The sequence below is a fragment of the Stenotrophomonas sp. CFBP8980 genome (assembly GCF_034046095.1).
Classification (GTDB): Bacteria; Pseudomonadota; Gammaproteobacteria; order Xanthomonadales; family Xanthomonadaceae; genus Stenotrophomonas; species Stenotrophomonas lacuserhaii.
Genome location: NZ_JAXCXF010000003.1, coordinates 204,218 through 228,186, shown reverse-complemented (window position 1 = coordinate 228,186; position 23,969 = coordinate 204,218). Strand labels below are relative to the sequence as shown.

Here is a 23,969-nt window from a genome sequence, read left to right as displayed (position 1 = left end):
CGGATGGCGAGCCTACATGGACGTACTTGCGGCGATTCCCACGAACCCACCCCGTCCCGCCAACGCAGCAGCCCTGCAGCTTCTGACGTTGCTGTTGCCGTTGCTTCGGCAGGTGCCGGGCGCAGCCCGGCAATCAAACACACTCAACCCGACTTGCGTCGGAACAGCATCGCGGAAATACCCAGCATCAGGATCGGCGGCAAGGCATACGCCACCCGGTAATCAAACTTCAACGCACCGGCCATCCGCCCGAAGAACAGCTGCAGCAGCCAGAAACCCAGCGCGAACAAAATGCCCAGGAACAAACGCTTGCCCATGCCGCCGCTGCGCAGCGAACCGAACGCGAAAGGCACCGCCGCCAGGCACAACGCCAGCACGTTCACCGGATAGAACCAGCGGCTCCAGTAGACATCCTCGTAATCACGCGCATCCAACCCATTGCGCTCGCGGTATTCGATGCTGGTGCGCAGGTCAGCCGCGCGCAGGTTGCGCGGCCGCGAGATACCGGTCGCCAACGCCGCCGCATCCAGCTGCGAATCCCATTTCTCGCTCGGCGCTTCCTCACGCGTCAGTGAACGCTCGCCAAAAATGTCCCGGCGCACCTGCTTCAGCACCCAGCCGGACGCATCGTGTTCGGCGGTGGCGGCATGGGTCAGCGATACGATCTCGCCTTCCGGGCCGATGCGGTACATGCGCACGTCGTGCAGCACCAGGCGCGTGCCGCCGCCCTCCACCAGTTGCTCTTCACCGCCCTGCGCATTGAGGAACGTATCGCCCTCGCGGGCCCAGACACCGGCGTAGCGGGCCACCGCCATGTCGCCGCCGCGCTTGGCACTCATGCGGATGTTGTCGGCACGTTCCTGACCCCACGGTGCGATCGTTTCTCCGCTCACCACCATCGCCCCGGTCAGCAGCGAAAGCGCGACCGCCACCGACAGGCTCAGGCGACGACGTGACAGGCCCAATGCACGCAATGCGGTCAGTTCGGAGGTCGCCGCCAGCTGGCCCAGGCCCATCAGCGAGCCGATCACCGCTGCGGTGGGGAAGAAGGTATAGGCACGGCGTGGCACGGTATACAGCACCCACGCCGCCGCATGGCCCAGGGTGTAACCGTTCTTGCCGACGTCCTTGAACTCGCCGGAGAACGCCATCACCACGTCCAGTCCCACCAGTACCGCCCAGGTCAGCAGCACGGTGCCGAACACCGCCCGGCCCAGGTAGTAATCGAAACGCATCGGACGCGGAATCATGCGGTCACTCTCTTCGGGCGCGACAGGTGGCCGTCACGCAGGTACATCCAGACCGCCAACGCCAGCAGCGGCAGCGTCAGCCACCACAGGCCGAGCCCATTGGGCACCTTGCCATCGGCAATCCAGCCGGTGCCGATGAACATCAGGTTCATGCCCACCATGTAAGCCAGGAAGGCCAGCATCATCCGGCCGTAGCGCTGCTGGCGTGGCGAGCTGCGCGCCAATGGCACGGTCAGCAGGGCGAAGGCCAGCGCGATCAGCGGCGGGGCGATGCGCGAGTGCAGCTGCGCCTTCGCCTCGGGCCGCTCATCGCCGATCAGCTGGCTGGTCGGCAACAGTTCGGGATCGTTGGACTGGCGGGTCTGCGCGCCGTCCGGCATGGCCACGTCGTTGCGCGCGAAGGTCGCCAGCCGGTAGCCCTTGCCGCCGTCGGCGGGGCCTTCGATCTGGTGACCATCGTTGAGCTGCAGGTAGCGGCGGTCCTTGCCTTCGAAGAACAGCTTGCCACTGGCGGCCGATACGACCTCGATGCGGCCCTCGCGGGCGCGGTTCATGAACACCCGGCCCAGGCCGGTGCCATCCGGGGAGATGGAAGACAGATAGACCACCCCGCCGTTGGACAGGTTGGTGAAGCGTCCCGCCTCCAGCCCGGCCATCAGCACGCTGCGGTTGGCCTGGTCGATCATCTGCTCGCTGGTGCGGTCGGCCCACGGACCCAGCCACAGCGAGCAGGCGCCGATCAGCCCGACCACCGGCAGCACCAGCAGCAGCAAGGGCTTGAGCAGTCGGCGCGGGCCCACGCCGATGGCCGTGATGACCGCCATCTCCGAATCGCGGTATAGCCGTGCCACTGCCAGCAGCAGGCCCAGCATCAGCGCCAGCGGCAGGATCAGCGGCATGTAGACGATGAACTGCAGGCCCAGCTGGGAGAACAACAGGCGGGCAGGCAGGCGCCCGTCGGCGATGTTGCCAAGGATATCCACCAGCACGCCGCCCACGCTGACAACCAGCAGGACGATCAGGGTGGCCAGGAAACTCTGGACGAAATCGCCCAATAGATAGCGGTCGAGCTTCAACATGGGCCGTGGTTTAAACTCTCAGGTTCGTTCGCGGGTCCGCCCAGTCTACTGGCTGGACGTAAACGGTCCGCGATTGTACGGATATGCCAACGGAATCTGATCAATGGCCCTGCAATTCACCCTGAACCAAGCGTCGCCGACCTCTGCCGGGGTCGACTGCGTGGTCGTCGGCGCCTTCGCCGATCTCTCCCTGTCGCCCGCCGCGCAGGCGCTGGACGCCGCCAGCGGCGGTCGCCTGGCCGCCCTCGCCCAGCGCGGTGATGTGTCCGGCAAGACTGGGGCCACGGCCCTGCTGCACGACCTGCCGGGCGTCAGCGCCCCGCGCGTGCTGGTGGTCGGCCTGGGCGATGCCGCCCGCTTCGGCGTGCCGCAGTACCTGAAGGCCATCGGCGACGCCGTGCGCGCGCTGAAGACCGGCGCCAGCCGCAGCGCGCTGTTCACCCTGGTCGACCTGCCGGTGAAGGACCGCGACGCGGCCTGGGCGATCCGCCAGGCGATCATCGCCGCCGACCACGCCAGCTACCGCTACACCGCCACCTTCGGCAAGAAGAAGACCGAAGAGGCCGGCCTGCAGCAGCTGGCCATCGCCGGCAGCGACGAGCAGGCCCTGCTGCAGGGCCAGGCGATCGCCAGCGGCGTGGAGTTCGCCCGCGAGCTGGGCAACCTGCCGCCGAACTTCTGCAACCCGGCCTACCTGGCCGACGTGGCGGTGAAGTTCGCAGGCGAGCACGACGGCGCCGAAGCGGAGATCCTCGACGAGACCCAGATGGAAGCGCTGGGCATGGGCTCGCTGCTGGCCGTCGCCCGCGGTTCGGCCAACCGTCCGCGGCTGGTGGTGCTGAAGTGGAGCAACGGCGGCGATGCCAAGCCCTACGTGCTGGTCGGCAAGGGCATCACCTTCGATACCGGCGGCGTCAACCTGAAGACCCAGGGCGGCATCGAGGAAATGAAGTACGACATGTGCGGTGGCGCCAACGTCATCGGCACCTTCGTCGCCACCGTCAAGGCAAAGCTGCCGCTGAACCTGGTGGTGGTGGTGCCGGCGGTGGAAAACGCCATCGACGGCAACGCCTACCGCCCGTCGGATGTCATCACCTCGATGTCCGGCAAGACCATCGAAGTCGGCAACACCGACGCCGAAGGCCGCCTGATCCTGTGCGACGCACTGACCTATGCGCAGCGCTTCGAGCCGGCCGCGCTGGTCGACGTGGCGACCCTGACCGGCGCCTGCATGGTCGCACTGGGCCACCAGACCGCCGGCCTGATGACCAAGCACGACGACCTGGCCAACGAACTGCTGGCTGCCGGTGAGCACGTGTTCGACCGCGCCTGGCGCCTGCCGTTGTGGGATGAATACCAGCCGATGCTGGATTCCAGCTTTGCCGACGTCTACAACATCGGCGGCCGCTGGGCCGGTGCGATCACCGCCGGCTGCTTCCTGGCGCGCTTCACCGAAGGCCAGCGCTGGGCCCACCTGGACATCGCCGGCGTGGCCAGCGACGAAGGCAAGCGCGGCATGGCTACCGGCCGCCCGGTCGGGCTGCTGAGCCAGTGGCTGCTGGACCAGGTCGCCCGCGCCTGATCCACTGTCGTCCTGTGGCCGGCATCCGTGCCGGCCATGACACGGCCCGGTTTCGACCGGGTCTTCGCCTGCAACCCGGACCCCGCCATGCCCCGCGCTGATTTCTACCTGATTGCCAAGCCCCGCTTCCTGACCGAGCCCCTGCGCCTGGTCTGCGAGCTGGCGCGCAAGGCCAACGATGCCGGGCTGTTCACCCTGGTGCTGGCGCGTGACCAGGCCCAGGCCGAAGAGCTGGACGAGCTGCTGTGGTCCTTCGATGCGGAGGCCTACATCCCGCACCAGATCGCCGGCGAAGACATGGATGAAGAGGAAGCCATGGTGCTGATCGCCGTGCCTGGTGGACTGGAACCGGCGCGCCCTCTGGTTATCAACCTGCGCGATACGCCCTGGATGGGCGAATGCGAGCGGGTACTGGAGGTCGTCCCGGCCGACCCGGACGCGCGCGAGCCGCTGCGCGAGCGCTGGCGGCAGTACAAGGACGCTGGTTACGATCTGTCCAAGCACGATATGTAAGCGGGCGCCGGATGTGCGCTGCCCTTGATGCGCCGACCGATCGCCCTGATTTTTCCCCGAACATCTTCTGGTTGCCCCGCATGACCCGACTCGACTCCAGCTACGACCCGACGTCCTTTGAAACGGACACCTACGACGCCTGGGAGAAGGCTGGCCACTTCAAGCCGTCGGGCAAGGGCGAGCCGTACACCATCCTGCTGCCGCCGCCGAACGTGACCGGCACGCTGCACATGGGCCATGCCTTCCAGCAGACCCTGATGGATGCGCTGGTGCGCTACCACCGCATGCGCGGCTACGACACGCTGTGGCAGGTGGGTACCGATCACGCGGGCATCGCCACCGAGATGGTGGTCGGCCGCAACCTGGCGTTGGAAGGCAATGGCGAGACCCGCGATACGCTGGGCCGCGAAGCCTTCATCGGCAAGGTGTGGGAATGGAAGCAGCAGTCCGGTGACACCATCGAACGCCAGATGCGCCGCCTGGGCACGTCGGCCGACTGGTCGCGCAGCACCTTCACCATGGATCCGCAGCCCTCACAGGCGGTGATCGAAGCCTTCGTGCGCTGGCACGAACAGGGCCTGATCTACCGCGGCCAGCGCCTGGTCAACTGGGATCCGGTGCTGAAGACTGCGATTTCCGACCTGGAAGTGGAGAGCGCCGAGGAAGACGGTTTCCTCTGGTCGATCGCCTACAAACTCGACGACGGGCTGACCTACGAGCACGTCGAGCGCGATGCCGACGGCGTGGAAACGCTGCGCGAAACCCGCGATTACCTGGTCGTGGCGACCACCCGCCCGGAGACCCTGCTCGGCGATACCGCGGTCATGGTGCATCCGGAAGACGCGCGCTACCTGCACCTGATCGGCCGCAGCGTGACCCTGCCGCTGACCGGCCGCAGCGTGCCGGTGATCGCCGATGACTACGTCGACCGTGCCTTCGGCACGGGCGTGGTCAAGGTCACCCCGGCGCATGATTTCAACGATTACCAGGTCGGCCTGCGCCACAACCTGCCGATGATCAACCTGTTCACCCCGGTGGCGGCGATCAATGACAACGCACCGGAGCGTTTCCGCGGGCTGGACCGCTATGACGCACGCAAGGCCGTGCTGGCCGAACTGGAAGACCTGGCGGTACTGGTGGAAACCAGGCCGCACAAGCTGCAGGTGCCGCGCGGCGACCGTACCGGCCAGGTGATCGAGCCCTACCTGACCGACCAGTGGTTCGTGAAGATGGACGAGCTGGCGCGGCGTGGGCTGGAACTGGTGGAAGGTACCGATGGAAAGCCGGGTGCGATCGGCTTCGTACCGCCGAACTGGATCAACACCTACCGCCACTGGATGACCAACATCCAGGATTGGTGCATCAGCCGCCAGCTGTGGTGGGGCCACCGCATCCCGGCGTGGTTCGATGAGGCAGGCACCTGCTACGTCGGCCGCGACGAAGCCGAAGTGCGCGCCGCCAACGGGCTGGGCGCGGACGTCGCGCTGACCCAGGAAAGCGACGTGCTGGAGACGTGGTTCTCCTCGCAGCTGTGGCCGTTCTCCACGCTGGGCTGGCCGAACGAACAGGCGATGGCCGAGCGCGGCTTCGACCGCTACCTGCCCTCGTCAGTGCTGGTCACCGGCTTTGACATCATCTTCTTCTGGGTGGCCCGGATGATCATGGCCACCGACAACCTGACCGGAAAACTGCCGTTCAAGGATGTCTACTTCACCGGCCTGATCCGCGACGGGCAGGGCCAGAAGATGTCCAAGTCCAAGGGCAACGTGCTGGATCCACTGGACATCATCGATGGCATTTCCATCGAAGACCTGGTGGCCAAGCGCACCGGTGGGCTGATGCAGCCCCGCGCCGCCGAGAAGATCGAGAAAGCCACCCGCAAGGAGTTCCCGGACGGCATCGCAGCGCACGGTGCCGATGCGCTGCGCTTCACCATCGCCGCGCTGGCTACCCACGGCCGCGACATCAAGTTCGACATGAACCGCGCCGAGGGCTACAAGAACTTCTGCAACAAGCTGTGGAACGCCAGCCGCTTCGCGTTGATGAACACCGAAGGCGCTGCGTTCGACGGCGCGCCCAAGCCGCGTACCGATGCCGAGCGCTGGATCCTTGCGCGCCTGGCGGCCACCACCGCCGAAGCGCAGGGCCACTTCGCCGCCTACCGCTTCGACCTGCTGGCGCAGTGCCTGTACGAGTTCGCCTGGAACGAGTTCTGCGACTGGTTCCTGGAGCTGAGCAAGCCGGCCCTCAATGGCGCCGATGCGGCCGATGCGGACAGCACCCGCCACACCGTGCTGTACGTATTGGAGGCGCTGCTGCGCCTGCTGCATCCGCTGACGCCGTTCATCACCGAACAGCTGTGGCAGCAGGTTGCGCCGCGCCTGGGTATCAGCGGCGATTCGCTGTCGCTGCGTCCCTACCCCAGCGCCGAAGAGTTCGCCGGTGACTACGCCCAGGCCGAAGCGGACGTGGAGTGGCTGAAGGCGGTGATCAGTGCCGTGCGCCGCGTGCGCAGCGAGCTCAACGTGGCCCCGTCCAGGCTGGTACCGCTGCGCCTGCAGGCCGGGCTGGAGCAGGACCGGGTGCGCATCGAGCGCTTTGCCGCCTCGCTGTCGTTCCTTCTGAAGCTGGAAACCATCCAGTGGCTGACCGATGGCGAAATCGCGCCGCCGGCCGCTCCCGCGATCGTCGGCGAGCTGAAGCTGCTGGTGCCGCTGGAAGGCCTGGTGGACCTGGATGCAGAGCGCGCGCGCCTGGACAAGGAACTGGCCCGCGTGCAGGGCGAAAAGGAAAAGAGCGAAGCCAAGCTGGCCAAGTTCACCGACAAGGTGCCGGCGGCGGTGGTCGAGCAGGAACGCGTGCGCCTGGTCGAATGGACCACCCAGCTGGCCGGCCTGCAGGAACAGCGCGCCAAGCTGTAACGCGCGGCGTGGGTCGTGACGACCGCTGGCCGTCACGTCGGGTAGGTGACGACCGTTGGTCGTCACGCGCTTAGGACGAACCGCTGCGCTCGCCGGGCATGGCTCGGCGCTACCTGACCACCGGCACGGTAATGATGGCCGCTGGCCGTCACGTCGGGTGGGTGACGACCGTTGGTCGTCACGCGCTTAGGACGAACCCCTGCGCTCGCCGGGCATGGCTCGGCGCTACCTGACCACCGGCACGGCAATGATGGCCGCTGGCCGTCACGTCGGGTGGGTGACGACCGTTGGTCGTCACGCGCTTAGGACGAACCGCTGCGCTCGCCGAGCATGGCTCGGCGTTACCTGACCGCCGCCACGGTAGTGACGGCCGCTGGCCGTCATGTGCCCCCGCTTACAGCGGCGGCATCCTGTCGATGTCGTCGGACACTAGTTCGATGGCCATCACCAGTGCATCCTCGCGGCCGTCGGCGGCGGGGTAATACCGCGGACGACGACCGATCTCGTTGAATCCTTCGCTGTGGTACAGCGACAGCGCCGGCGTATTGGTCGGCCGTACTTCCAGGAACACGCGCTGCACGCCACGGTCACGCGCCAGTCCCACGATGGCGCGCAGCAACTGCCGCCCGCGACCGCGTGACTGGTTGAGCGGGTCCACGCAGATGTTCAACAGGTGCGCTTCATCGGCGGCGATGCTCAACAATGCATAGCCGACCAGCAGGCCGTTTTCTTCCATCGCCAGGCCCGGATAACCCGCACGCAGGCAGTCCAGGAAGATGCCACGCGTCCACGGATACGGGTAACCCCGTTCCTCGATCACCATGACCGCATTGAGGTCGCTTTCGCGCAACGCACGCACGCTGGCCTGCACGGGACGGGCCACCGCGCTCATGCGCCGCGCCCTTTCCTGCGCAATGCACGCAGCACGGGCCACAGCGCACGCTTGGCGGCCGGATCGGCGCGCAGCGTGTCCAGCGGCCAGCTGTCCATCAAGGCCTGTGTTTCCGGATCATTGGGATTGCAGCCCGAGGCACGCAGCAAGGCGATCTGCAGGCGGTCCGGCAGACGTACGGACGGACGGCGCACAGTTTCCGTGCGCGGCGCGATATCGCTGCTGGTATCGATCGTGTCCACGGCAGCCGGACGCGGTGCAACCGGCGCGCGCGGGGCCGCCGGCGCCTGTCGCGGTACAGCCGGGCGCGAGGCCACCGGAGCGACGCTCAGTTCAACCGCCGGCGGCTCCATCAGCTGCGCCATGGCGGCCGCGGCCTCCAGCTCGGCCGCCAACGCGCCTTCATGCAGCACGCTGTAGCCCATCGCCTGCAGCCAGGCCTGCTGGGCCGGTGTCCACAGCACGGGCAGGTCGGCACTCACGCCGCGTCCGCACGCTTGCGCAGGCGCTGCATGGCCCACATGACCAGCCCGGACAGCGCATAGATGACGCCTACCGCCAGCAACACGCGTGGCAGGTCGATCACCGCAATCGCGATGCCGATCGGCAGCAAGGCCAACACCAGGAACGGCACGCGGTCGGCACGCGGTCCCTTCGCACCGCCGCCCTTGAAGCTCCAGAAGCGGATCCGGCTGACCATCAGCAGGGCCGACACCAGGGTCACCCCCAGCGCCACGTAGCGCAGCTGCTCACCGGTCCAGCCGAGGGTGCCATCAGCGAAAGCCCAGACGAAGGACATCATCAGGCCGGCCGCAGCGGGGCTGGCCAGACCGACGAACCACCGCTTGTCCACCACCGCCACCTGGGTATTGAAGCGGGCCAGGCGCAGCGCGGCGCAGGCCGCGTACAGGAAGGCGACCGCCCAGCCGACGCGGCCCAGCAGCTCACCGTCGTACTTCAGCGAGGACAGGGCCCAGTGGTACATCACCAGCGCCGGCGCCATGCCGAAGCTGACCAGGTCGGCGAGCGAGTCGTACTGCACGCCGAACTCGCTGCTGGTGCCGGTCAGGCGCGCGACCCGGCCGTCCAACCCGTCCATGACCGCGGCCACGAACACCGCGATGCTGGCGTACACGAAATCACCGTTCGCTGCGGCGATGATCGCGTAGAACCCGGCGAACAGGCCCGCCGTGGTGAACAGGTTGGGAAGCAGGTAAATGGTGCGCGAACGCGGCGGCGGCGGTGTGATGGGATCCATCCCCCGAGTTTAATCGACTTGCCAGCCGGCGGCTGCGGTGCTGCAATCACGCTTTCCCGCCGGTCAGGCCTGGAGTCTCCATGCGTACCCTGTTCTGCTTGAGTTTCCTGCTGCTGGCCAGCGGATCGGCGTTCGCCGGTCCGGTTTACAAATGGAAGGATGCCAACGGCGTGACCCAGTATTCGGAGAGTCCGCCGGCCGGCAAGGCCTTTGAAACCCGGCAGCAGACCCGCGACCCGGGCAATCCGCCGGCAGCGGCGGCGACCGACGCCCCGCTTGCCCCGCAGTGCGTCACCGCGCGGGCCAACCTGGCGCTGCTCGATGGCAGCGGTCCGGTCATGCAGGACACCAATGGTGACGGCACGGCCGAAACCGCGCTGGACGACACCCAGCGCGCCAACCAGCGGGCGCTCGCCGAAGCGGCCGCCAAGGCCTACTGCCCGCAGGCCTGAAACCCGCCCGCCGCCCACGACAGGCGCCGGGCTGGCAGAATAACGGCTTCCGCCGTTAGATGATGCCGACGATGCGCCTGTCCCAGTTCCACCTGCACACCACCAAGGAAACCCCCAGCGACGCCGAGCTGACCAGCCACCGGCTGATGCTGCGCGCGGGGATGATCCGCAAGCTCGCCTCCGGCCTGTATATCTGGTCGCCGCTGGGCCTGCGCGTGCTGCGCAAGGTCGAGCGCATCGTCCGCGAGGAAATGGAAAATGCCGGCGCGGTCGAACTGCAGATCCCGACGATCCAGCCGCGCGAGCTGTGGGAAGCCACCGGGCGCTGGGAAAAATTCGGCCCGCAGCTGCTGAAGATCAAGGACCGCAAGGAGCAGGAGTTCTGCTACAGCCCCACTGCCGAAGAAGCGCTGACTGATTTCGCGCGGCAGGAACTGTCCAGCTACAAGCAGCTGCCGGTCAATTTCTTCCAGATCCAGACCAAGTTCCGCGACGAGATCCGGCCGCGCTTCGGGGTGATGCGCGCGCGCGAGTTCCTGATGAAGGACGCCTACTCCTTCCACCTGCACGACGAAGACCTGGTCCGCGAATACGAAAACATGAAGGCTGCCTACAGTCGGATCTTCACCCGACTGGGCTTGGATTTCCGCATGGTACAGGCCGATTCCGGCGCGATCGGCGGCGACGCCTCGCAGGAATTCCATGTCATCGCCGATTCCGGCGAAGACGCGCTGGTGTTTTCCACCGGCTCGGATTATGCGGCGAACATGGAAGCGGCCGTGGCTGCCGAGCCCGCCGCCCGCACGGCCGCCGCCGAGGCAATGCGCAAGCTTGAAACCCCGACCCAGAAGACCTGCGAAGAGGTAGCCGCCCTGCTCGGACTGGCACTGCAGCGCACGGTCAAGTCGGTCGCGCTGATGGCCGGCGAGACCTTCGTGCTGGCGCTGGTGCGCGGTGACCACGAGGTCAACGAGATCAAACTGGCCAAGGTGCCCGGCCTGTCCGACCACCGGTTTGCCACCGAGGCGGAAATCAGCGAATACCTCGGCTGCGTGCCCGGATTCCTGGGCCCGGTGGGTCCGGCCAAGGCGATCCGTGTCGTGGCTGACCCGGAGGTGGCCGCACTTGCCGATTTTGTCGTCGGTGCCAATGAGGCAGGTTTCCACTTGGCCGGCGTCAATTGGGGCCGTGACCTGCCGGAACCGGAAATCGCTGATATCCGCAATGTGCAGGCCGGTGACCGCGCCCGCGACGGCGGCGAACTGAAGATTGCCCGCGGCATCGAAGTGGGCCACGTTTTCCAGCTGGGCCGCCAGTATGCGAAGGCACTCAATGCCACCGTGCTTGATGAGAATGGCAAGGCCGCGGTGCTGAGCATGGGCTGCTATGGCGTCGGTATTTCGCGCATCGTCGCCGCCGCCATTGAGCAGAACCACGACGAGGCCGGCATCGTCTGGCCCGACGCGATGGCGCCGTGGCAGGTGGTGGTGTGCGTGATCAACCCGAAGAGTGACGCTGCCGTGTCCACCGCCGCTGCCGAACTGCTGGAATCACTGCGTGCTGGCGGGCTGGATGCCGCACTGGACGATCGTGGCCTGCGCCCCGGCGCGATGTTCGCCGACATGGAATTGATCGGCGTTCCGCACCGCGTGGTGGTTTCCGAACGCGGCCTGGCCGCCGGGACTTTCGAATATCGCTCACGCAGTGCCAGCGAGGCCGAGAGCCTGGATCGCGACAGCCTGATGCGCAAACTGCTGGGGTAAAAGATTGAAAGCCGGGTTAATCCCGGCTTTTCTTTCGCCGTTCACCGCAAAAGTGCTATTTCCTGTTTGTGCTTGAAGTAAATGCACATTACTCTTGGGCCCGAGCCAAGGACTGGCAGACCCTTTCCATATTGTCTGGAGCACTGCATGAGTATTGATCTGACCGGTCTGTCGGCCCGTGAACTGGGTGCACTGATCCGCACCGCCAAGAAGCAGCAGACCATCGTCGCCAAGCGTCGCCCGATCACCAAGGTCCGCGCTCAGCTGGAAAAGCTGGCCAAGGTCGAGGGCTACAGCATCGAGGAACTGTTCGGCGGCGCACCGGCACCGCGCGCCCGCAAGGCCGCGACCAAGGCACCGTCCAAGACCGCCGGCCGCAAGCTGGGCAAGGTTGCCCCGAAGTACCGCAACCCGGCCAACACCAAGGAAACCTGGACCGGCCGCGGCAAGCAGCCGCGCTGGCTGGCCGAGCTGACCAGCAAGGGCAAGAAGGTGGAGGATTACCTGATCAAGAAGGCCTGAAAACCCTCGTGATCCTGAAGAACGCCGGCTGCGAAGCCGGCGTTTTTTTATGCTCGCGAAAGCGTGACGACCAACGGTCGTCACCCACCACAGCCCCACCTTTTTTATCTTCAGCGCGGGCCGGCAGCACCGGGAAACTGTCAGGGCGTCGGGCGGGTGGGGTCTGCAGGACGCTGAGCCGCATGGATGCGGCGATGCAGCCTACAAGGACGTACTTGCGGCGTGTCCTACAGATCCCACCCGCCCGACGCCAACCCCGACGCCGTTCAACCTGCCACCCGCTCGCCAGCAAACGACTACAACGTCTTCCGCGCCGGAATCAGCAGGTTTCCAAACAACAACCCCGCCACCAGCGCCATCACCACATTCAACACGGTCAGGAACACCCCCTGCCCCGCCCCGACATCCTGCTGCTGCACCAGCGTCAGCACCCCGCGCAGGCTGGTACTACCCGGCACCATCATGATGATGCCCGGCAGGCGGATGATCGCCCCTGGCCGCTGCACCAGCCGTCCAAACAGGTTGCCCGCCGCCGTCAGCAGCATCGCCGAAAGGAAGATACCCGCCGGCGCACCCCACGCATGCCCAGCGAATTTCGATATCGCATAGCCGGCCACACAGGCCGCCAGCACCCACGGAAAATCGCGCCGGCTGGCCTTGAACAGCATCGCGAAGGCGACCGCCGCGATCAGCAGTGCCGACCACTCCACCCACGCGCCCTGCGGCCGCGAGGCGCGCACCACCGGGTCCAGCCCGATCACATCGGCCAGCGTCACCGCGATCATCGCGCCCACCGTCAGCTTCATGATGGTGGTCAGCGCCCCGGCCACCCGCGCCGTGCCGGACACCCAGTGCTGGCTGGCCAGCTCGTTCACCGCATTGGTCAGGGACATACCCGGCAGCAGGATCACCAGCGAGGCGATCACCACGGTATTGAGGTTGAGCGCGCCCACGTAGGTGGCCACCAGCGTAGCGACCAGCCCCGCCAACAGCGCCGCCAGCGCTTCACTGGCCTCCCTGGTCGCCGCGCGTTTGCCGGTCCAGCGCCCCAGCAGGCCGATCAGCAGCCCGATCGCGCCAGCGGTGCCGATGTCCAGCCACGGCAGTTTCCAGAGACCGGCCACGCCGGCCGCGCCCAGGCTGTAGGACAGCACTTCCTTGACCTTTCCGCGCAGCCCGGGATCGGCGTCAAGCTGGCGCAGCGCGGTGTGTCCCTGGGCCAGGCTCATCCGGCCGTTTGCGACATCTTCGGCGATGCTATCTGCGACGCTGAGTTTATGCAGATCGTTTTCGCCAGGTGCCAGCCGGATCACGCGGGTGATGTCGCTGGAACCAATCGCCTTGGCCGGATCGCTGAAGCTCAGGATGATCCCGGTCGGATTGGACCAGGGCTCGCAATCCAACCCCAGCTGCTGGGCCAGGGCCACCACGGCAGCCTCCAGGCGCTGGGCGGTGGTGCCGTAGCTGTGCAGGCGCCCGGCGATCTCACAGACGAACGCCACGCGCTGCGCATAGGTGGCGGGGGGCGAGGCAATCGGGGAGGCGTCTACAGGCATGCGCGGTAGTATTACCCAGCCCCGGCCCGGGCAGAAGGACATTCGGACAGGACCTACGCTGCATGCGACATGCACACGCTATGCTGCATCCTTGATGCCGACCATGACCTCCGACCAGAATCCCCGGATCGAACGCGATGCCAATGAACCGGGCCGCATCCGCCTGTCCGGTCGTTGGACGCTGCATACCGCCCTTCAGGCCGCCGAGGTGCTGCGCGAGGTTCCCGAGGGGCTGACCGCCATCGATGCCACCGGCATCGAACAACTGGATTCGGCCGGCGTGCTGCAACTGCTGCGCGTCGCCCACCGTGCCGACCTGGGGCAGGACGCGCTGCAGTTCCGCGAAGACCACCAGGCCCTGGTCTGCACCATCGAAGAGGTCGCCGACGACCGGCCCAGGCCGAAACGGGATTTCGGCGTGCTGGCCGCGCTGGATCGGCTTGGCCGCAGCATGCACGCGACCGGCCAGAACATCGTGGCGCTGGCCAGCTTCCTCGGCGAAAGCCTGGTCAAGGGCGCGCGCCTGCTGAAGGAGCCGCGCCGTTTCCGCCTGACCGCCACCGTGCACCAGATGGAGCAGGTCGGGCTGGATGCGGTGCCGCTGGTGGCCCTGCTTTCCTATCTGGTCGGTGCGGTGATCGCCTTCCTCGGTTCGACGATCCTGCGCGACTTCGGCGCGGAGATCTACGTGGTCGAACTGGTCAGCATCGCCTTCCTGCGCGAATTCGCCGTGCTGCTGACCGCGATCGTGCTGGCCGGCCGTACCGCCAGCGCGTTCACCGCGCAGATCGGTGCGATGAAGGCGCGCGAGGAAATCGACGCGATGAAGACGCTCGGCCTGGATCCGATGGACCTGCTGGTGCTGCCGCGCATCGTCGCCCTGCTGATCACCCTGCCGCTGCTGACCTTCATCGCGATGATCGCCGGCCTGGCCGGCGGCATCACCGTGGGCGCCTTCGATCTGGATATCCCGCCGCAGATGTACATCGCGCGCATGTACGACACGATGGAAGTGCGCAACATGCTGGTCGGCCTGGCCAAGGCCCCGGTGTTCGCGCTGGTGATCGGCCTGATCGGCTGCCTGGAAGGCCTGAAGGTCGAGGGCACCGCGCAGTCGGTGGGCGAGCGCACAACCTCCAGCGTGGTCCAGGCCATTTCCCTGGTGATCATCCTCGACGCCTTCGCTGCGTTGTGGTTCATGCAGATGGGCTGGTGACGGTGAACGACGAACGCACCCACGAAATCCACGACGCCCCCGGCGAGGACGAATCGAAGCTGGCCATCCGTGTGCGCGGGCTGGTCAACCGTTTCGGCAGCCAGACCGTGCACGAAGGCCTGGACCTGGACGTGCGGCGCGGCGAGATCCTCGGCGTGGTCGGCGGCTCGGGCACCGGCAAATCGGTGCTGATGCGCTCCATCCTCGGCCTGCGCAACCCGGATGAAGGGCAGATTGAAGTGCTGGGGCGCGATGCGCGCGGTGGCGACAGCGAAAGCCGCCTGCACATCCAGCGCAATACCGGCGTGTTGTTCCAGGATGGCGCGCTGTTTTCTTCGCTGACCGTCGGCGAGAACGTGCAGGTACCCCTGAAGGAACACCATCGCGAGCTGCCCGAGCGCTGGCATTACGAACTGGCGCTGCTGAAGGTGAAGCTGGCGGGCCTGCCCGCCGATGCGATCAACAAGCTGCCTTCGCAGCTGTCAGGCGGCATGCGCAAGCGCGCCGGGCTGGCGCGTGCGCTGGCCCTGGACCCGCCGCTGCTGTTCCTGGACGAGCCCACGGCCGGGCTGGATCCGATCGGCGCGGCGGCCTTCGACCGCCTGATCAAGACTCTGCAGGAAGCGCTGGGACTGACTGTCTTCCTGATCACACACGATCTGGACACCCTGTATGCCATCTGTGACCGGGTGGCGGTGCTGGCCGACCGCAAGGTGGTCGCCAATGCACCGTTGGCCGACATCGAGAAACTGGACCATCCGTGGATCCAGGAATATTTCCACGGACCCCGCGCACGTGCTGCGCGCGGCGAACAGACCGAGAGTGCCTGAGTCATGGAAACCAAAGCCAACTACGTGCTGATAGGCGCGTTCACCCTGATCACCGGCCTGGCCCTGCTGGCCTTCGGCCTGTGGGCAGCCAAGTATTCGTCCGACCGCACCTGGCAGGAATACCGCGTGGTGTTCCGCGAGGCGGTCACCGGCCTGACCGTGGGCAGCCCGGTGCAGTACAACGGCATCGCGGTGGGGTCGATCATCGAGCTCAACCTGGTCCCGGATGACCCGCGCCAGGTGGTGGCCAAGATCCGCCTCAACTCCACCACGCCGGTCAAGACCGATACCCGCGCCAAGCTGGCGATCACCAGCCTGACCGGCCCGTCGATCATCCAGCTCAGTGGCGGCACGCCGCAGTCGCCGACACTGACCTCGGTCAACCGCGATCCCGCGCCGATCATCCCGACGACGCCTTCGGCGCTGCAGAACATCACCGACGTGGCCAACCGCATCGTCGAGCGCATGGACCAGGTGCTGAGCGACCGCAACGTGGCCGCGATCAATGCCACGCTGGCCAATATCGAATCGATCAGCGGCGGGCTGGCCGACCAGAAACAGGGCACCCAGGCGCTGCTGCTCAGCGCGCGCAATGCCGCGCGCAGCCTGGACGAGACCCTGAAGACCACCAACGGGACCATCCAGCGACTGGACCAGAACCTGGTGCAGGAGCTGCCGGGCATCATCGAGAAGCTGGACGCCACCATGACCAAGATGGATTCGGCGGCCGGCAATGCCAATTCGATCCTCGGCGAGAACCGGGCGGCCATCAACAGTTTCGCCAGCGACGGCCTGGGCCAGCTCGGCCCGACGCTGACCGAACTGCGCGGGCTGATCCGCGACCTGCGCCGGGTCAGCGACCGCCTTGAGAACAATCCCGCGCGCTACCTGCTGGGCCGCGACGCACCGAAGGAGTTCGAACCCGAATGAAGCGCATGCCCTCCCTGTCCGTGACGCGCCTGCTGCTGCCGGCTGCCCTGCTGGCCACCCTGGCCGGCTGTTCGATCCTGTCCGGTGGCGACCGCAACGCGGTAACCATCTATTCTCCTTCCGTGCAGGTGCAGGTGGATCCCTCCTGGCCGACAGTGGATTGGCAGCTGGTGCTGTCCAAGCCGAGCGCCACGCGCATGGTCGACAGTCCGCGCATCAACGTGCGTCCCCGCCCTTCGGAGCTGGAAATCTACGCTGGCGCGACCTGGGCGCAGCCGGCCACCGACATGATCGAAGACGCCCTGCTGCGCGGTTTCGAGGATTCCGGCCGGATCGCCGGCGTCGGGCGGGCAGCGGCGGGTATCCGTGCCGATTACCGGCTGGCCACCGACATCCGCCGTTTTGAATCGGATTACCGCGGCCAGCCGACGCCGACCGTGGTCATCGAGATCAACGCCAAGCTGATCCACGTGGTGGACCAGCGCGTGGTGATCGACCGGACGTTCCGCCAGGAACTGCCGGTGGGATCGACCGACGTGCCGGCGGTGACTGCAGCGTTCGAGAAGGGGCTGAATGCACTGACCGCCGATGTGGTGGGCTGGGCGCTGAGCAGTGGGCAGAAGGATACGGACGGCGGTTCGCTGCACTGATTGGTTGGTGCGTCGGTCGTGCCGGCCGCTGGCCGGCAGCTCTTGGCGGGCGATGTCATAATCCAGGCCAGCCTGTCCCGTGACCTTGCCGATGCCACTTTCCACGTCCATTGCCGTCTGCACCTACAACGGCGAGCGCTTCCTGCAGGAGCAGCTGGACAGCCTGCTGTGGCAAACCCAACGTCCGGACCAGATCGTGATCCGCGATGATGTCTCCAGCGACGGTACGCTCGACATCCTGCGCGCGTTCGTGCCGGTTGCTGAAGCAATGGGCATCATGGTTGACCTGCAGGTAAACCCTGAGAACGTCGGCTATCGGCTGAACTTCGATGGCGCACTGCGTGCCTGCACCGGCGAGGTGATCTTCCTCTGCGACCAGGATGATGTCTGGCATGCGGACAAGCTGGAGCGGTTCTGTGCCGAGTTCGAAAGACGCCCCGATCTGCTGGCGCTGCATAGTGATGCGCGGTTGATTGATGGCGAGGGGAACGTGCTTCCGCAGCGCCTTTTCCGTTCGCTGGGAGTGGGCGCACGCCAGATGCGGCGAATGCATCGCGGTGCTGGACTCGACCTCCTGTTGCAGCGCGACCTCGTGACCGGCGCCACCTTGGCACTCCGCAACAGTATTCTGCGGGACGCGCTCCCCCTTCCGCGCTCGGGATGGGTACACGACGCGTGGCTTGCCACGCTGGCCGCCATTATCGGGACGATCGACAGCGTGGAGCGCCCGTTGATCGACTACCGGCTGCATGACGGCAACCAGCTCGGCTTGGGCGGCAATGATCCTTTATCGCCCCAAGCGAGGCGACAGAAGCATCTTGAGCAGGATCTCTCCGAAGTTCTGCTCGCACGTCTACGCGCACTGCATGCGCCGGAACCCCTTCAGAAACTCATCGAGCGCAAGCAGCGCCATATCGCCAAGCGCCGCAACCTGCCGCGATCGCTTATCAAGCGGGTTCCAGCAGTGTTGGGCGAACTGCTGTCGGGCAACTACGGTCGCTTCGGACGCGGGCTGCTGTCCGCTGCAGTCGATCTGGTACGCAGCTGACCCGCTGAGGGGTTCCTGGTCAATTCCCGATCCAGCGGAAGGTCAGGTTGATGCGTTCCCCGTGCACGCGCGAGGATTTCGGTAACGCGTGCTGGTAGTGGGCCTGCGTGCTACCGGCCATCACCAGCAGGTCCCCCTCGGCAAGCAGGAACTCTGCCTTGGCCGCGTGCTGGTCTCGACGGCGCAGCAGGAAGCGGCGCGCAGCACCCAAGCTCAGAGAAGCAATCACCGGCTGCGGCCCCAGTTCCGCCTCGTCATCGCTGTGCCAACCCATGCTGTCCGTTCCGCTGCGGTAACGGTTGAGCAATACGCTGTTGAAGGGCGCGCACAACTCCTCCTGCAATCGATCACGAACGGGCATCAGCACATCCGCCCACGGATGCGGCAGAAAGTCTGCACCGGAGTACCGGTAACGCGCATCCGGATCGCCCATCCAGCAACTCAGCCGCGGTGAATCCACCAACCGCCCGAACATCCGGATCCTGTGCACTTCCCACGGAATGTCCCGCAGCAACGCTGCCTGCAGGGCCCCTGCCTGCGCAGGGGGCAGCCACCCCGCAAGGTGGCGCACATCAGCATCAGGCAGGTCCTGCGGGAACAGCGCGGCCATCAGCTTCGCTTGAACGCCACGCCGGTCTTTTCCACCAGCTCCGCCTCTTCAACGCCCGGCGCGGTTTCCACCAGCACCAGCCCGTCGCCGGTCACATCGAACACGGCCAGATCGGTGATGATGCGATCCACCACGCCGACACCGGTCAGCGGCAGCGAGCATTCCTTCAGGATCTTGTGCTCGCCGTTCTTCGCCGTGTGCTCCATCAGCACCACCACCCGCTGCACGCCGGCCACCAGGTCCATCGCCCCGCCCATGCCCTTGACCATCTTGCCCGGCACCATCCAGTTGGCCAGGTCGCCGCTGTCGGTGACCTGCATGGCGCCGAGGATGGCCAGGTTGACGTGGCCGCCGCGGATCATCGCGAAGCTGTCATCGCTGCCGAAATAGCTGGCGCCCGCACGCGCGGTAACGGTCTGTTTGCCTGCGTTGATCAGGTCCGGGTCGATCTCCGCCTCGGTGGGGAACGGGCCGATGCCGAGCAGGCCGTTCTCCGACTGCAGCCAGACGTCCACGCCGTCGGGAATGTGGTTGGCCACCAGGGTCGGCAGGCCGATGCCCAGGTTCACATAGGCACCATCAGTCAATTCGCGCGCAGCGCGCGCCGCCATTTCGTCACGGGTCCAGGCCATGTCAGTTCGCCTCCTGGCGCACGGTGCGTTGTTCGATGCGCTTTTCGGGCGTGGGGTTGTGCACGATGCGGTGCACATAGATCCCTGGCAGGTGCACCTGATCCGGGTCGATGCTGCCCACCGGCACCACCTCTTCCACCTCGGCGATGCAGACCTTGCCAGCCATCGCGCAGGCCGGGTTGAAGTTGCGCGCGGTGCGGCGGAACACCAGGTTTCCGGCTTCGTCCGCCTTCCACGCCTTGACCAGCGCCACGTCGGCGCGGAGTGCGGTTTCCATCACGTAGTGGCGGCCATCAAACTCACGCGTTTCCTTTCCCTCGGCCACCACCGTGCCGTAGCCGGTAGCGGTGAAGAACGCCGGAATGCCGGCCCCGCCCGCGCGCAGGCGTTCGGCCAGAGTGCCCTGCGGATTGAATTCCAGCTCCAGTTCGCCGGCCAGGAACTGGCGCTCGAACTCCTTGTTCTCGCCCACGTAGGACGAAATCATCTTGCGGATCTGGCGGGTGGCCAGTAGCTGGCCCAGGCCGAAACCGTCCACGCCGGCATTATTGGAAATCACCGTCAGGCCGTTGACACCGCTATCGCGTAGCGCGGCGATCAGCGCCTCCGGGATGCCGCACAGGCCGAAACCGCCCACCGCCAGGGTCTGGCCATCGGCGACCACGCCCTGCAGGGCGAGCGCCGCGCTGGCATATCGTTTATCGCGCTTGCTGCCGGTACCGGAACTATCCATTGCGTTGCTGTCCCACACGGTAAGGATGACGGCATTCTACCGGCACCCCGACCCCCGGCTGGGGTGCGGCGCAGCATTTGCCGCAGTGGGCGCAACTCGTAAACTGGCGGTCCCGGACACGCCTGCATCCCGATGTGCGGCCAGATGCCGCCCTGTTGGAAACATCGCCGATGTCCGTCCTGTTCGATGAAAATGATCTGCATCGCTGGCTCGACGAGCGCACGATCCGCAAGGCGGCCGGCTACCTGGACAGGGTGCATGACCTGCGCACGGAGGGGGACCTGCTGCGCGCCAAGGTGGACGGCACTGCCCCCCAGCCTTATCGGGTAACGATCAACCTCAAGGCACGCCTTCGTAGCCCCCACAGTCGCCTCCACGGCCGCTGCAGCTGCCCGGTAGGTGACAACTGCAAGCATGTGGCCGCGGTCATGCTGTGTGCCCTGCACGGGCCGGATGAGGATCGCGAAGACGAGAAAATCGAGGCACCGTTACCGCAGCACGCGCAACCGGTTCGCGCAGAGCTGCTCACCCGTCTGTCCGAATGGCATGCTCAGCACGCTGCACGCACGGGATCGAGCATGGGAAAGCAGAACCAAAAAAGCGTTGCGTTCGTGCTTTCCATATTCCAGTTCCGCCTCGGCATCCATGCGTACAGGATGCGGCGGACGGCCGACGGCGCGCTGGAGCGGGAGAAGCCGCTCGAGATTACCCCGGAGCTGGTCATCGATCCCCCCGGCTACGTCTCGCAACAGGACATCGCCGTCCTCGGACAGCTGTGTTTGCGCCAGCAGCGCAAGGGCGGCCGGCGTGTCGCCGTGCAGCCGTTGCTGGACATGATCCTGGCCTCCGGCCATGGCTGGGTACAGCACCCCGACACCCGGCAGTTGCTGCCCCTGCGCGCGGGCCCCGCTCGCGCAGGTCACCTGGAGTGGAAGGCGGCCGACAGCCAGCTGGGCGTATGCTCCCGGCCGGTGCTGCAGGTGGACGGGAACGCCGACGGGGCGGTAGAAGGTCAGTGCGCCTGTTATCTGGACGAGAGAACCGGGGAGACGGGTCCGCTGCAACTGGCGGTGGCCAGCCCCGACGCCGACGCTTTCCTTGGGCTGCCACCGCTGCTGCCCGACGAACATTCGCTTACCGCGCAGATGCTCCAGCAGCTGGACCCTGCCCTGCCCCTACCGCCAGCCACCGCCGATGCGATGCCCATCGCCCAGGTGGATGGCATGGTCCCGCACCTGATGCTGCATACCGAAGAGCAACAGCAGACGTGGGGCGCGCGAAGAGGTCAGATGCAGCGGCTGGAATTTGCCACGGTCTCCTTCGCCTACGGCGAGCACTTCAAGCACCTCGATGACCCCTCGCGCTTCGTGCGCGGCGCGGACGGAACGATCGAGCTGCTGCCACGCGACACGGCCGAAGAGGCAAGGCGTGAAAACGAGCTGCGCAGCAGAGGACTTCACCGCCATCCGCAGTCGCCAGCGCTGCTCAGCGGGGCCGGACCCCACTTCCACCTGCGCTCCTACGACTGGGGCAGCTTCATGCTGCGCGAGCTGCCCCGGCTGCAGGAACTGGGGTGGGTGGTCACCGTCCCGGAGGATTTCCGGCACCGCATCACCGTGGTGGACAGCGTGCTCTGGGATGTGCAGCCCGATGACACAGGCGCTGGCTGGCTGGACGTAGCGCTGGACATCGAAATCGATGGCCAGACGGTGCCGCTGGCACCGATGCTGGCGCAGTTGCTGCAGACCGATCCGCGCTGGACGCGGGGCGCGCTGGATGCCATCGACGACGAGGAGCGCATCCTGATCGCCTCGCCCACGGCAGGAGCGCTGTCATTCCAGGCGGGGCGGCTTAAGCCCGTCGTGACCCTGCTCGGCGACCTGTTCGGCAACGGCGCTGAACCCCTGCGTGTTTCCACACGCGACAGGGGACGCCTGCAGGCCCTGCAACAGTCCGGGAGCCTGCAGCTGCGCGGCGCCACCGATACCGGCGCGATGGTGCAGCGGCTGTTGCAGGAACCCACGCCACAACCGGTTGCGGCACCTGTCGGGCTGGCTGCCGTCTTGCGTCCTTATCAGCAGGACGGGCTGGCGTGGCTACAGTACCTGCGCCAACAGGAGCTGGGCGGCATCCTGGCCGATGACATGGGCCTGGGCAAGACGCTGCAGACCCTGGCGCACATATTGCTGGAAAAAGAAGGTGGACGGCTGGACCGGCCCGCGCTGGTGGTCATGCCGACGTCCCTGCTGTTCAACTGGCAGGAGGAGGCCGCCCGTTTCGCACCCGGTCTGCGCGTGCTGGTGCTGCATGGCCCTGCCCGAGAGGCGATGTTCGAACAGATTCCCGCCCACGACCTGGTGCTGACCACCTATCCGCTGGTGTGGCGGGATGAGGCCGCGCTGCAGGCGCATGCCTATCACCTGCTGATCCTCGATGAAGCCCAGCAGGTGAAGAACGCCAAGGCACGCGCGGCGATCACCCTGCGCACGCTGCAGAGCCGGCACCAGCTGTGCCTGACCGGCACCCCACTGGAAAACCACCTGGGCGAGCTGTGGACGCATATCGACTTTGTCCTGCCGGGTCTGCTGGGCAGCGAGAAAACCTTCAACCTGCATTGGCGCCATCCGATCGAGCGCAGCGGTGACGGCCAACGCGCGCAGCTGCTGGCGCAGCGGGTGCGACCCTTCATCCTGCGTCGGCGCAAGGACCAGGTAGCGACCGAGCTGCCACCCAAGACCGTGATCACCCGCCACGTGTCATTGGAGGGTGGCCAGCGCGACTTGTACGAGACAGTGCGATCGGCGATGCAGGAGAAGGTGCGCGAGGCCGTCGCCGGCAAAGGAATGGCCAAGAGCCACATCGTCGTGCTCGATGCACTGCTGAAGTTGCGCCAGGTATGCTGCGATCCACGCCTGTTGCCCGGTGAAGCCGCGCCGCGCACGCAGGGTTCGGCCAAGCTTGACCTGCTGATGACGCTCTTGCCGGAGATGGTGGAGGAAGGACGCCGCATCCTCGTGTTCTCCCAGTTCACGCGCATGCTGGAGCTGATCGCGCAGGCCTTGGACAAGAGCGGACTGGCGTTCGTCACCTTGACCGGCGACACCCGTGACCGGACCACCCCGGTGCGCCGGTTCATGCATGGAGAGGTGCCGATCTTCCTGATCAGCCTGAAGGCGGGCGGTGTCGGCCTGAACCTGACAGCTGCCGATACCGTGATCCATTTCGACCCCTGGTGGAACCCGGCGGCCGAAAACCAGGCCAGCGACCGGGCGCACCGGATCGGTCAAGACAAGCCGGTCTTCGTGTACCGCCTGATCGCCGCCGGCAGCATCGAAGAGCGGATCAGCGAACTTCAGCAGCGAAAGGCGGCGCTGGCCGATTCGATCCTGGAAAATGGCGGCGCGGCAGGGGCTGGGTTCAGCGAGGAGGACCTGCAGGCGTTGCTGGAGCCGCTTCCCGGGGCGCCGGCGAAGAAGGCCAAGCGGACGCCGAAGCGCGGTCATGAATGACTCGCTGCGGTGCTGGTGCATGC

General features: G+C 66.4%; 20 protein-coding genes and 1 pseudogene. 12 read left to right on the top strand and 9 right to left on the bottom strand.

The window, feature by feature from the left end; all coding sequences use genetic code 11:
- Positions 1-143 precede the first annotated feature (143 nt).
- Both lptG and lptF read right to left on the bottom strand, forming a co-directional pair.
- A complete protein-coding gene (gene lptG, locus SOM47_RS09475; protein ID WP_042615078.1) occupies positions 144-1,250 on the bottom strand; it encodes an LPS export ABC transporter permease LptG in 1,107 nt (368 codons plus the stop codon).
- Entirely contained in the window at positions 1,247-2,329 is a 1,083-nt protein-coding gene (gene lptF, locus SOM47_RS09470; RefSeq protein WP_320505415.1) for an LPS export ABC transporter permease LptF, read from the bottom strand. The genes lptG and lptF overlap by 4 nt, the downstream gene beginning before the upstream one ends.
- A gap of 103 nt (positions 2,330-2,432) precedes the next feature.
- Between lptF and SOM47_RS09465 the strand changes: the two genes are divergently transcribed.
- The 3 genes from SOM47_RS09465 (at position 2,433) to SOM47_RS09455 (ending at position 7,345) form a co-directional block, all read left to right on the top strand.
- On the top strand, positions 2,433-3,911 hold the full coding sequence (locus SOM47_RS09465) for a leucyl aminopeptidase (RefSeq protein ID WP_320505414.1): 1,479 nt from the start codon (positions 2,433-2,435) through the stop codon (positions 3,909-3,911).
- A gap of 87 nt (positions 3,912-3,998) precedes the next feature.
- On the top strand, positions 3,999-4,424 hold the full coding sequence (locus SOM47_RS09460; RefSeq protein WP_320505413.1) for a DNA polymerase III subunit chi: 426 nt from the start codon (positions 3,999-4,001) through the stop codon (positions 4,422-4,424).
- Between the two features lie 80 nt (positions 4,425-4,504).
- Entirely contained in the window at positions 4,505-7,345 is a 2,841-nt protein-coding gene (locus SOM47_RS09455) for a valine--tRNA ligase (RefSeq protein ID WP_320505412.1), read from the top strand.
- Positions 7,346-7,739: 394 nt separating this feature from the next.
- On the opposite strand, the gene rimI is transcribed toward SOM47_RS09455, so the two are convergent.
- Genes rimI through pssA form a run of 3 tightly spaced genes read right to left on the bottom strand, consistent with a single transcriptional unit; the run spans position 7,740 to position 9,495 of the window.
- Positions 7,740-8,237 carry a ribosomal protein S18-alanine N-acetyltransferase gene (gene rimI, locus SOM47_RS09450; RefSeq protein ID WP_192084339.1) on the bottom strand — a complete coding sequence of 166 codons (498 nt, stop codon included), beginning with the start codon at positions 8,235-8,237 and terminating at the stop codon, positions 7,740-7,742.
- A complete protein-coding gene (locus SOM47_RS09445; protein ID WP_320505411.1) occupies positions 8,234-8,719 on the bottom strand; it encodes a hypothetical protein in 486 nt (161 codons plus the stop codon). Before SOM47_RS09445 ends, rimI begins: the two co-directional genes overlap by 4 nt.
- On the bottom strand, positions 8,716-9,495 hold the full coding sequence (pssA, locus tag SOM47_RS09440) for a CDP-diacylglycerol--serine O-phosphatidyltransferase (RefSeq protein WP_042615517.1): 780 nt from the start codon (positions 9,493-9,495) through the stop codon (positions 8,716-8,718). Before pssA ends, SOM47_RS09445 begins: the two co-directional genes overlap by 4 nt.
- Before the next feature lie 80 nt (positions 9,496-9,575).
- On the opposite strand from pssA, the gene SOM47_RS09435 reads away from it, so the two are divergent.
- The 3 genes and pseudogenes from SOM47_RS09435 to SOM47_RS09425 all read left to right on the top strand — a co-directional run.
- Entirely contained in the window at positions 9,576-9,947 is a 372-nt protein-coding gene (locus SOM47_RS09435; protein WP_042615516.1) for a DUF4124 domain-containing protein, read from the top strand.
- A gap of 71 nt (positions 9,948-10,018) precedes the next feature.
- A complete protein-coding gene (locus tag SOM47_RS09430; protein ID WP_320505410.1) occupies positions 10,019-11,710 on the top strand; it encodes a proline--tRNA ligase in 1,692 nt (563 codons plus the stop codon).
- A 147-nt stretch (positions 11,711-11,857) separates the two neighbouring features.
- Positions 11,858-12,226: pseudogene (locus tag SOM47_RS09425) on the top strand (H-NS family nucleoid-associated regulatory protein); the annotation flags it as partial.
- Positions 12,227-12,528: 302 nt separating this feature from the next.
- Here the strand turns inward: SOM47_RS09425 and SOM47_RS09420 are convergent.
- A complete protein-coding gene (locus tag SOM47_RS09420) occupies positions 12,529-13,788 on the bottom strand; it encodes a threonine/serine exporter family protein (protein ID WP_042613803.1) in 1,260 nt (419 codons plus the stop codon).
- 103 nt (positions 13,789-13,891) lie between these two features.
- On the opposite strand from SOM47_RS09420, the gene SOM47_RS09415 reads away from it, so the two are divergent.
- The 5 genes from SOM47_RS09415 to SOM47_RS09395 all read left to right on the top strand — a co-directional run bounded on the left by SOM47_RS09415 (position 13,892) and on the right by SOM47_RS09395 (position 18,462).
- Complete coding sequence (locus SOM47_RS09415; RefSeq protein ID WP_320505409.1) at positions 13,892-15,004, top strand: ABC transporter permease; 1,113 nt, start codon at positions 13,892-13,894, stop codon at positions 15,002-15,004.
- Positions 15,005-15,006: 2 nt separating this feature from the next.
- A complete protein-coding gene (locus tag SOM47_RS09410) occupies positions 15,007-15,834 on the top strand; it encodes an ABC transporter ATP-binding protein (protein ID WP_320505408.1) in 828 nt (275 codons plus the stop codon).
- A 3-nt stretch (positions 15,835-15,837) separates the two neighbouring features.
- On the top strand, positions 15,838-16,764 hold the full coding sequence (locus SOM47_RS09405; protein WP_042613801.1) for an MlaD family protein: 927 nt from the start codon (positions 15,838-15,840) through the stop codon (positions 16,762-16,764).
- Between the two features lie 5 nt (positions 16,765-16,769).
- Positions 16,770-17,414 carry an ABC-type transport auxiliary lipoprotein family protein gene (locus tag SOM47_RS09400; RefSeq protein ID WP_042613807.1) on the top strand — a complete coding sequence of 215 codons (645 nt, stop codon included), beginning with the start codon at positions 16,770-16,772 and terminating at the stop codon, positions 17,412-17,414.
- Between the two features lie 91 nt (positions 17,415-17,505).
- Positions 17,506-18,462, top strand: coding sequence for a glycosyltransferase family 2 protein (locus tag SOM47_RS09395; protein WP_192084336.1), 957 nt, complete (start codon positions 17,506-17,508; stop codon positions 18,460-18,462).
- Positions 18,463-18,481: 19 nt separating this feature from the next.
- On the opposite strand, the gene SOM47_RS09390 is transcribed toward SOM47_RS09395, so the two are convergent.
- Genes SOM47_RS09390 through SOM47_RS09380 form a run of 3 tightly spaced genes read right to left on the bottom strand, consistent with a single transcriptional unit; the run spans position 18,482 to position 20,437 of the window.
- Complete coding sequence (locus SOM47_RS09390; protein WP_320505407.1) at positions 18,482-19,072, bottom strand: alpha-ketoglutarate-dependent dioxygenase AlkB family protein; 591 nt, start codon at positions 19,070-19,072, stop codon at positions 18,482-18,484.
- A complete protein-coding gene (locus SOM47_RS09385; RefSeq protein WP_042613798.1) occupies positions 19,072-19,704 on the bottom strand; it encodes a CoA transferase subunit B in 633 nt (210 codons plus the stop codon). The genes SOM47_RS09390 and SOM47_RS09385 overlap by 1 nt, the downstream gene beginning before the upstream one ends.
- Position 19,705: 1 nt before the next feature.
- Positions 19,706-20,437: a CoA transferase subunit A gene (locus SOM47_RS09380; protein ID WP_320505406.1), complete on the bottom strand. Its 732-nt coding sequence runs from the start codon at positions 20,435-20,437 to the stop codon at positions 19,706-19,708.
- Positions 20,438-20,607: 170 nt separating this feature from the next.
- On the opposite strand from SOM47_RS09380, the gene SOM47_RS09375 reads away from it, so the two are divergent.
- Positions 20,608-23,946 (top strand): DEAD/DEAH box helicase, encoded by a 3,339-nt coding sequence (locus tag SOM47_RS09375; protein WP_320505405.1) that lies wholly within the window; start codon positions 20,608-20,610, stop codon positions 23,944-23,946.
- The last annotated feature ends 23 nt before the right edge of the window (positions 23,947-23,969 follow it).

What these genes read in the sequence shown, in the direction of transcription:
- SOM47_RS09435 (WP_042615516.1), top strand. Translation starts at nt 9,576, where the DNA reads ATGCGTACCCTGTTCTGCTTGAGTTTCCTGCTGCTGGCCAGCGGATCG.
- SOM47_RS09395 (WP_192084336.1), top strand. Translation starts at nt 17,506, where the DNA reads ATGCCACTTTCCACGTCCATTGCCGTCTGCACCTACAACGGCGAGCGC.
- rimI (WP_192084339.1), bottom strand. Translation starts at nt 8,237, where the DNA reads ATGAGCGCGGTGGCCCGTCCCGTGCAGGCCAGCGTGCGTGCGTTGCGC.
- SOM47_RS09390 (WP_320505407.1), bottom strand. Translation starts at nt 19,072, where the DNA reads ATGGCCGCGCTGTTCCCGCAGGACCTGCCTGATGCTGATGTGCGCCAC.
- lptF (WP_320505415.1), bottom strand. Translation starts at nt 2,329, where the DNA reads ATGTTGAAGCTCGACCGCTATCTATTGGGCGATTTCGTCCAGAGTTTC.
- SOM47_RS09400 (WP_042613807.1), top strand. Translation starts at nt 16,770, where the DNA reads ATGCCCTCCCTGTCCGTGACGCGCCTGCTGCTGCCGGCTGCCCTGCTG.
- SOM47_RS09430 (WP_320505410.1), top strand. Translation starts at nt 10,019, where the DNA reads ATGCGCCTGTCCCAGTTCCACCTGCACACCACCAAGGAAACCCCCAGC.
- SOM47_RS09405 (WP_042613801.1), top strand. Translation starts at nt 15,838, where the DNA reads ATGGAAACCAAAGCCAACTACGTGCTGATAGGCGCGTTCACCCTGATC.
- SOM47_RS09465 (WP_320505414.1), top strand. Translation starts at nt 2,433, where the DNA reads ATGGCCCTGCAATTCACCCTGAACCAAGCGTCGCCGACCTCTGCCGGG.
- SOM47_RS09460 (WP_320505413.1), top strand. Translation starts at nt 3,999, where the DNA reads ATGCCCCGCGCTGATTTCTACCTGATTGCCAAGCCCCGCTTCCTGACC.
- SOM47_RS09415 (WP_320505409.1), top strand. Translation starts at nt 13,892, where the DNA reads ATGACCTCCGACCAGAATCCCCGGATCGAACGCGATGCCAATGAACCG.
- SOM47_RS09420 (WP_042613803.1), bottom strand. Translation starts at nt 13,788, where the DNA reads ATGCCTGTAGACGCCTCCCCGATTGCCTCGCCCCCCGCCACCTATGCG.
- SOM47_RS09455 (WP_320505412.1), top strand. Translation starts at nt 4,505, where the DNA reads ATGACCCGACTCGACTCCAGCTACGACCCGACGTCCTTTGAAACGGAC.
- pssA (WP_042615517.1), bottom strand. Translation starts at nt 9,495, where the DNA reads ATGGATCCCATCACACCGCCGCCGCCGCGTTCGCGCACCATTTACCTG.
- SOM47_RS09375 (WP_320505405.1), top strand. Translation starts at nt 20,608, where the DNA reads ATGTCCGTCCTGTTCGATGAAAATGATCTGCATCGCTGGCTCGACGAG.
- lptG (WP_042615078.1), bottom strand. Translation starts at nt 1,250, where the DNA reads ATGATTCCGCGTCCGATGCGTTTCGATTACTACCTGGGCCGGGCGGTG.
- SOM47_RS09380 (WP_320505406.1), bottom strand. Translation starts at nt 20,437, where the DNA reads ATGGATAGTTCCGGTACCGGCAGCAAGCGCGATAAACGATATGCCAGC.
- SOM47_RS09385 (WP_042613798.1), bottom strand. Translation starts at nt 19,704, where the DNA reads ATGGCCTGGACCCGTGACGAAATGGCGGCGCGCGCTGCGCGCGAATTG.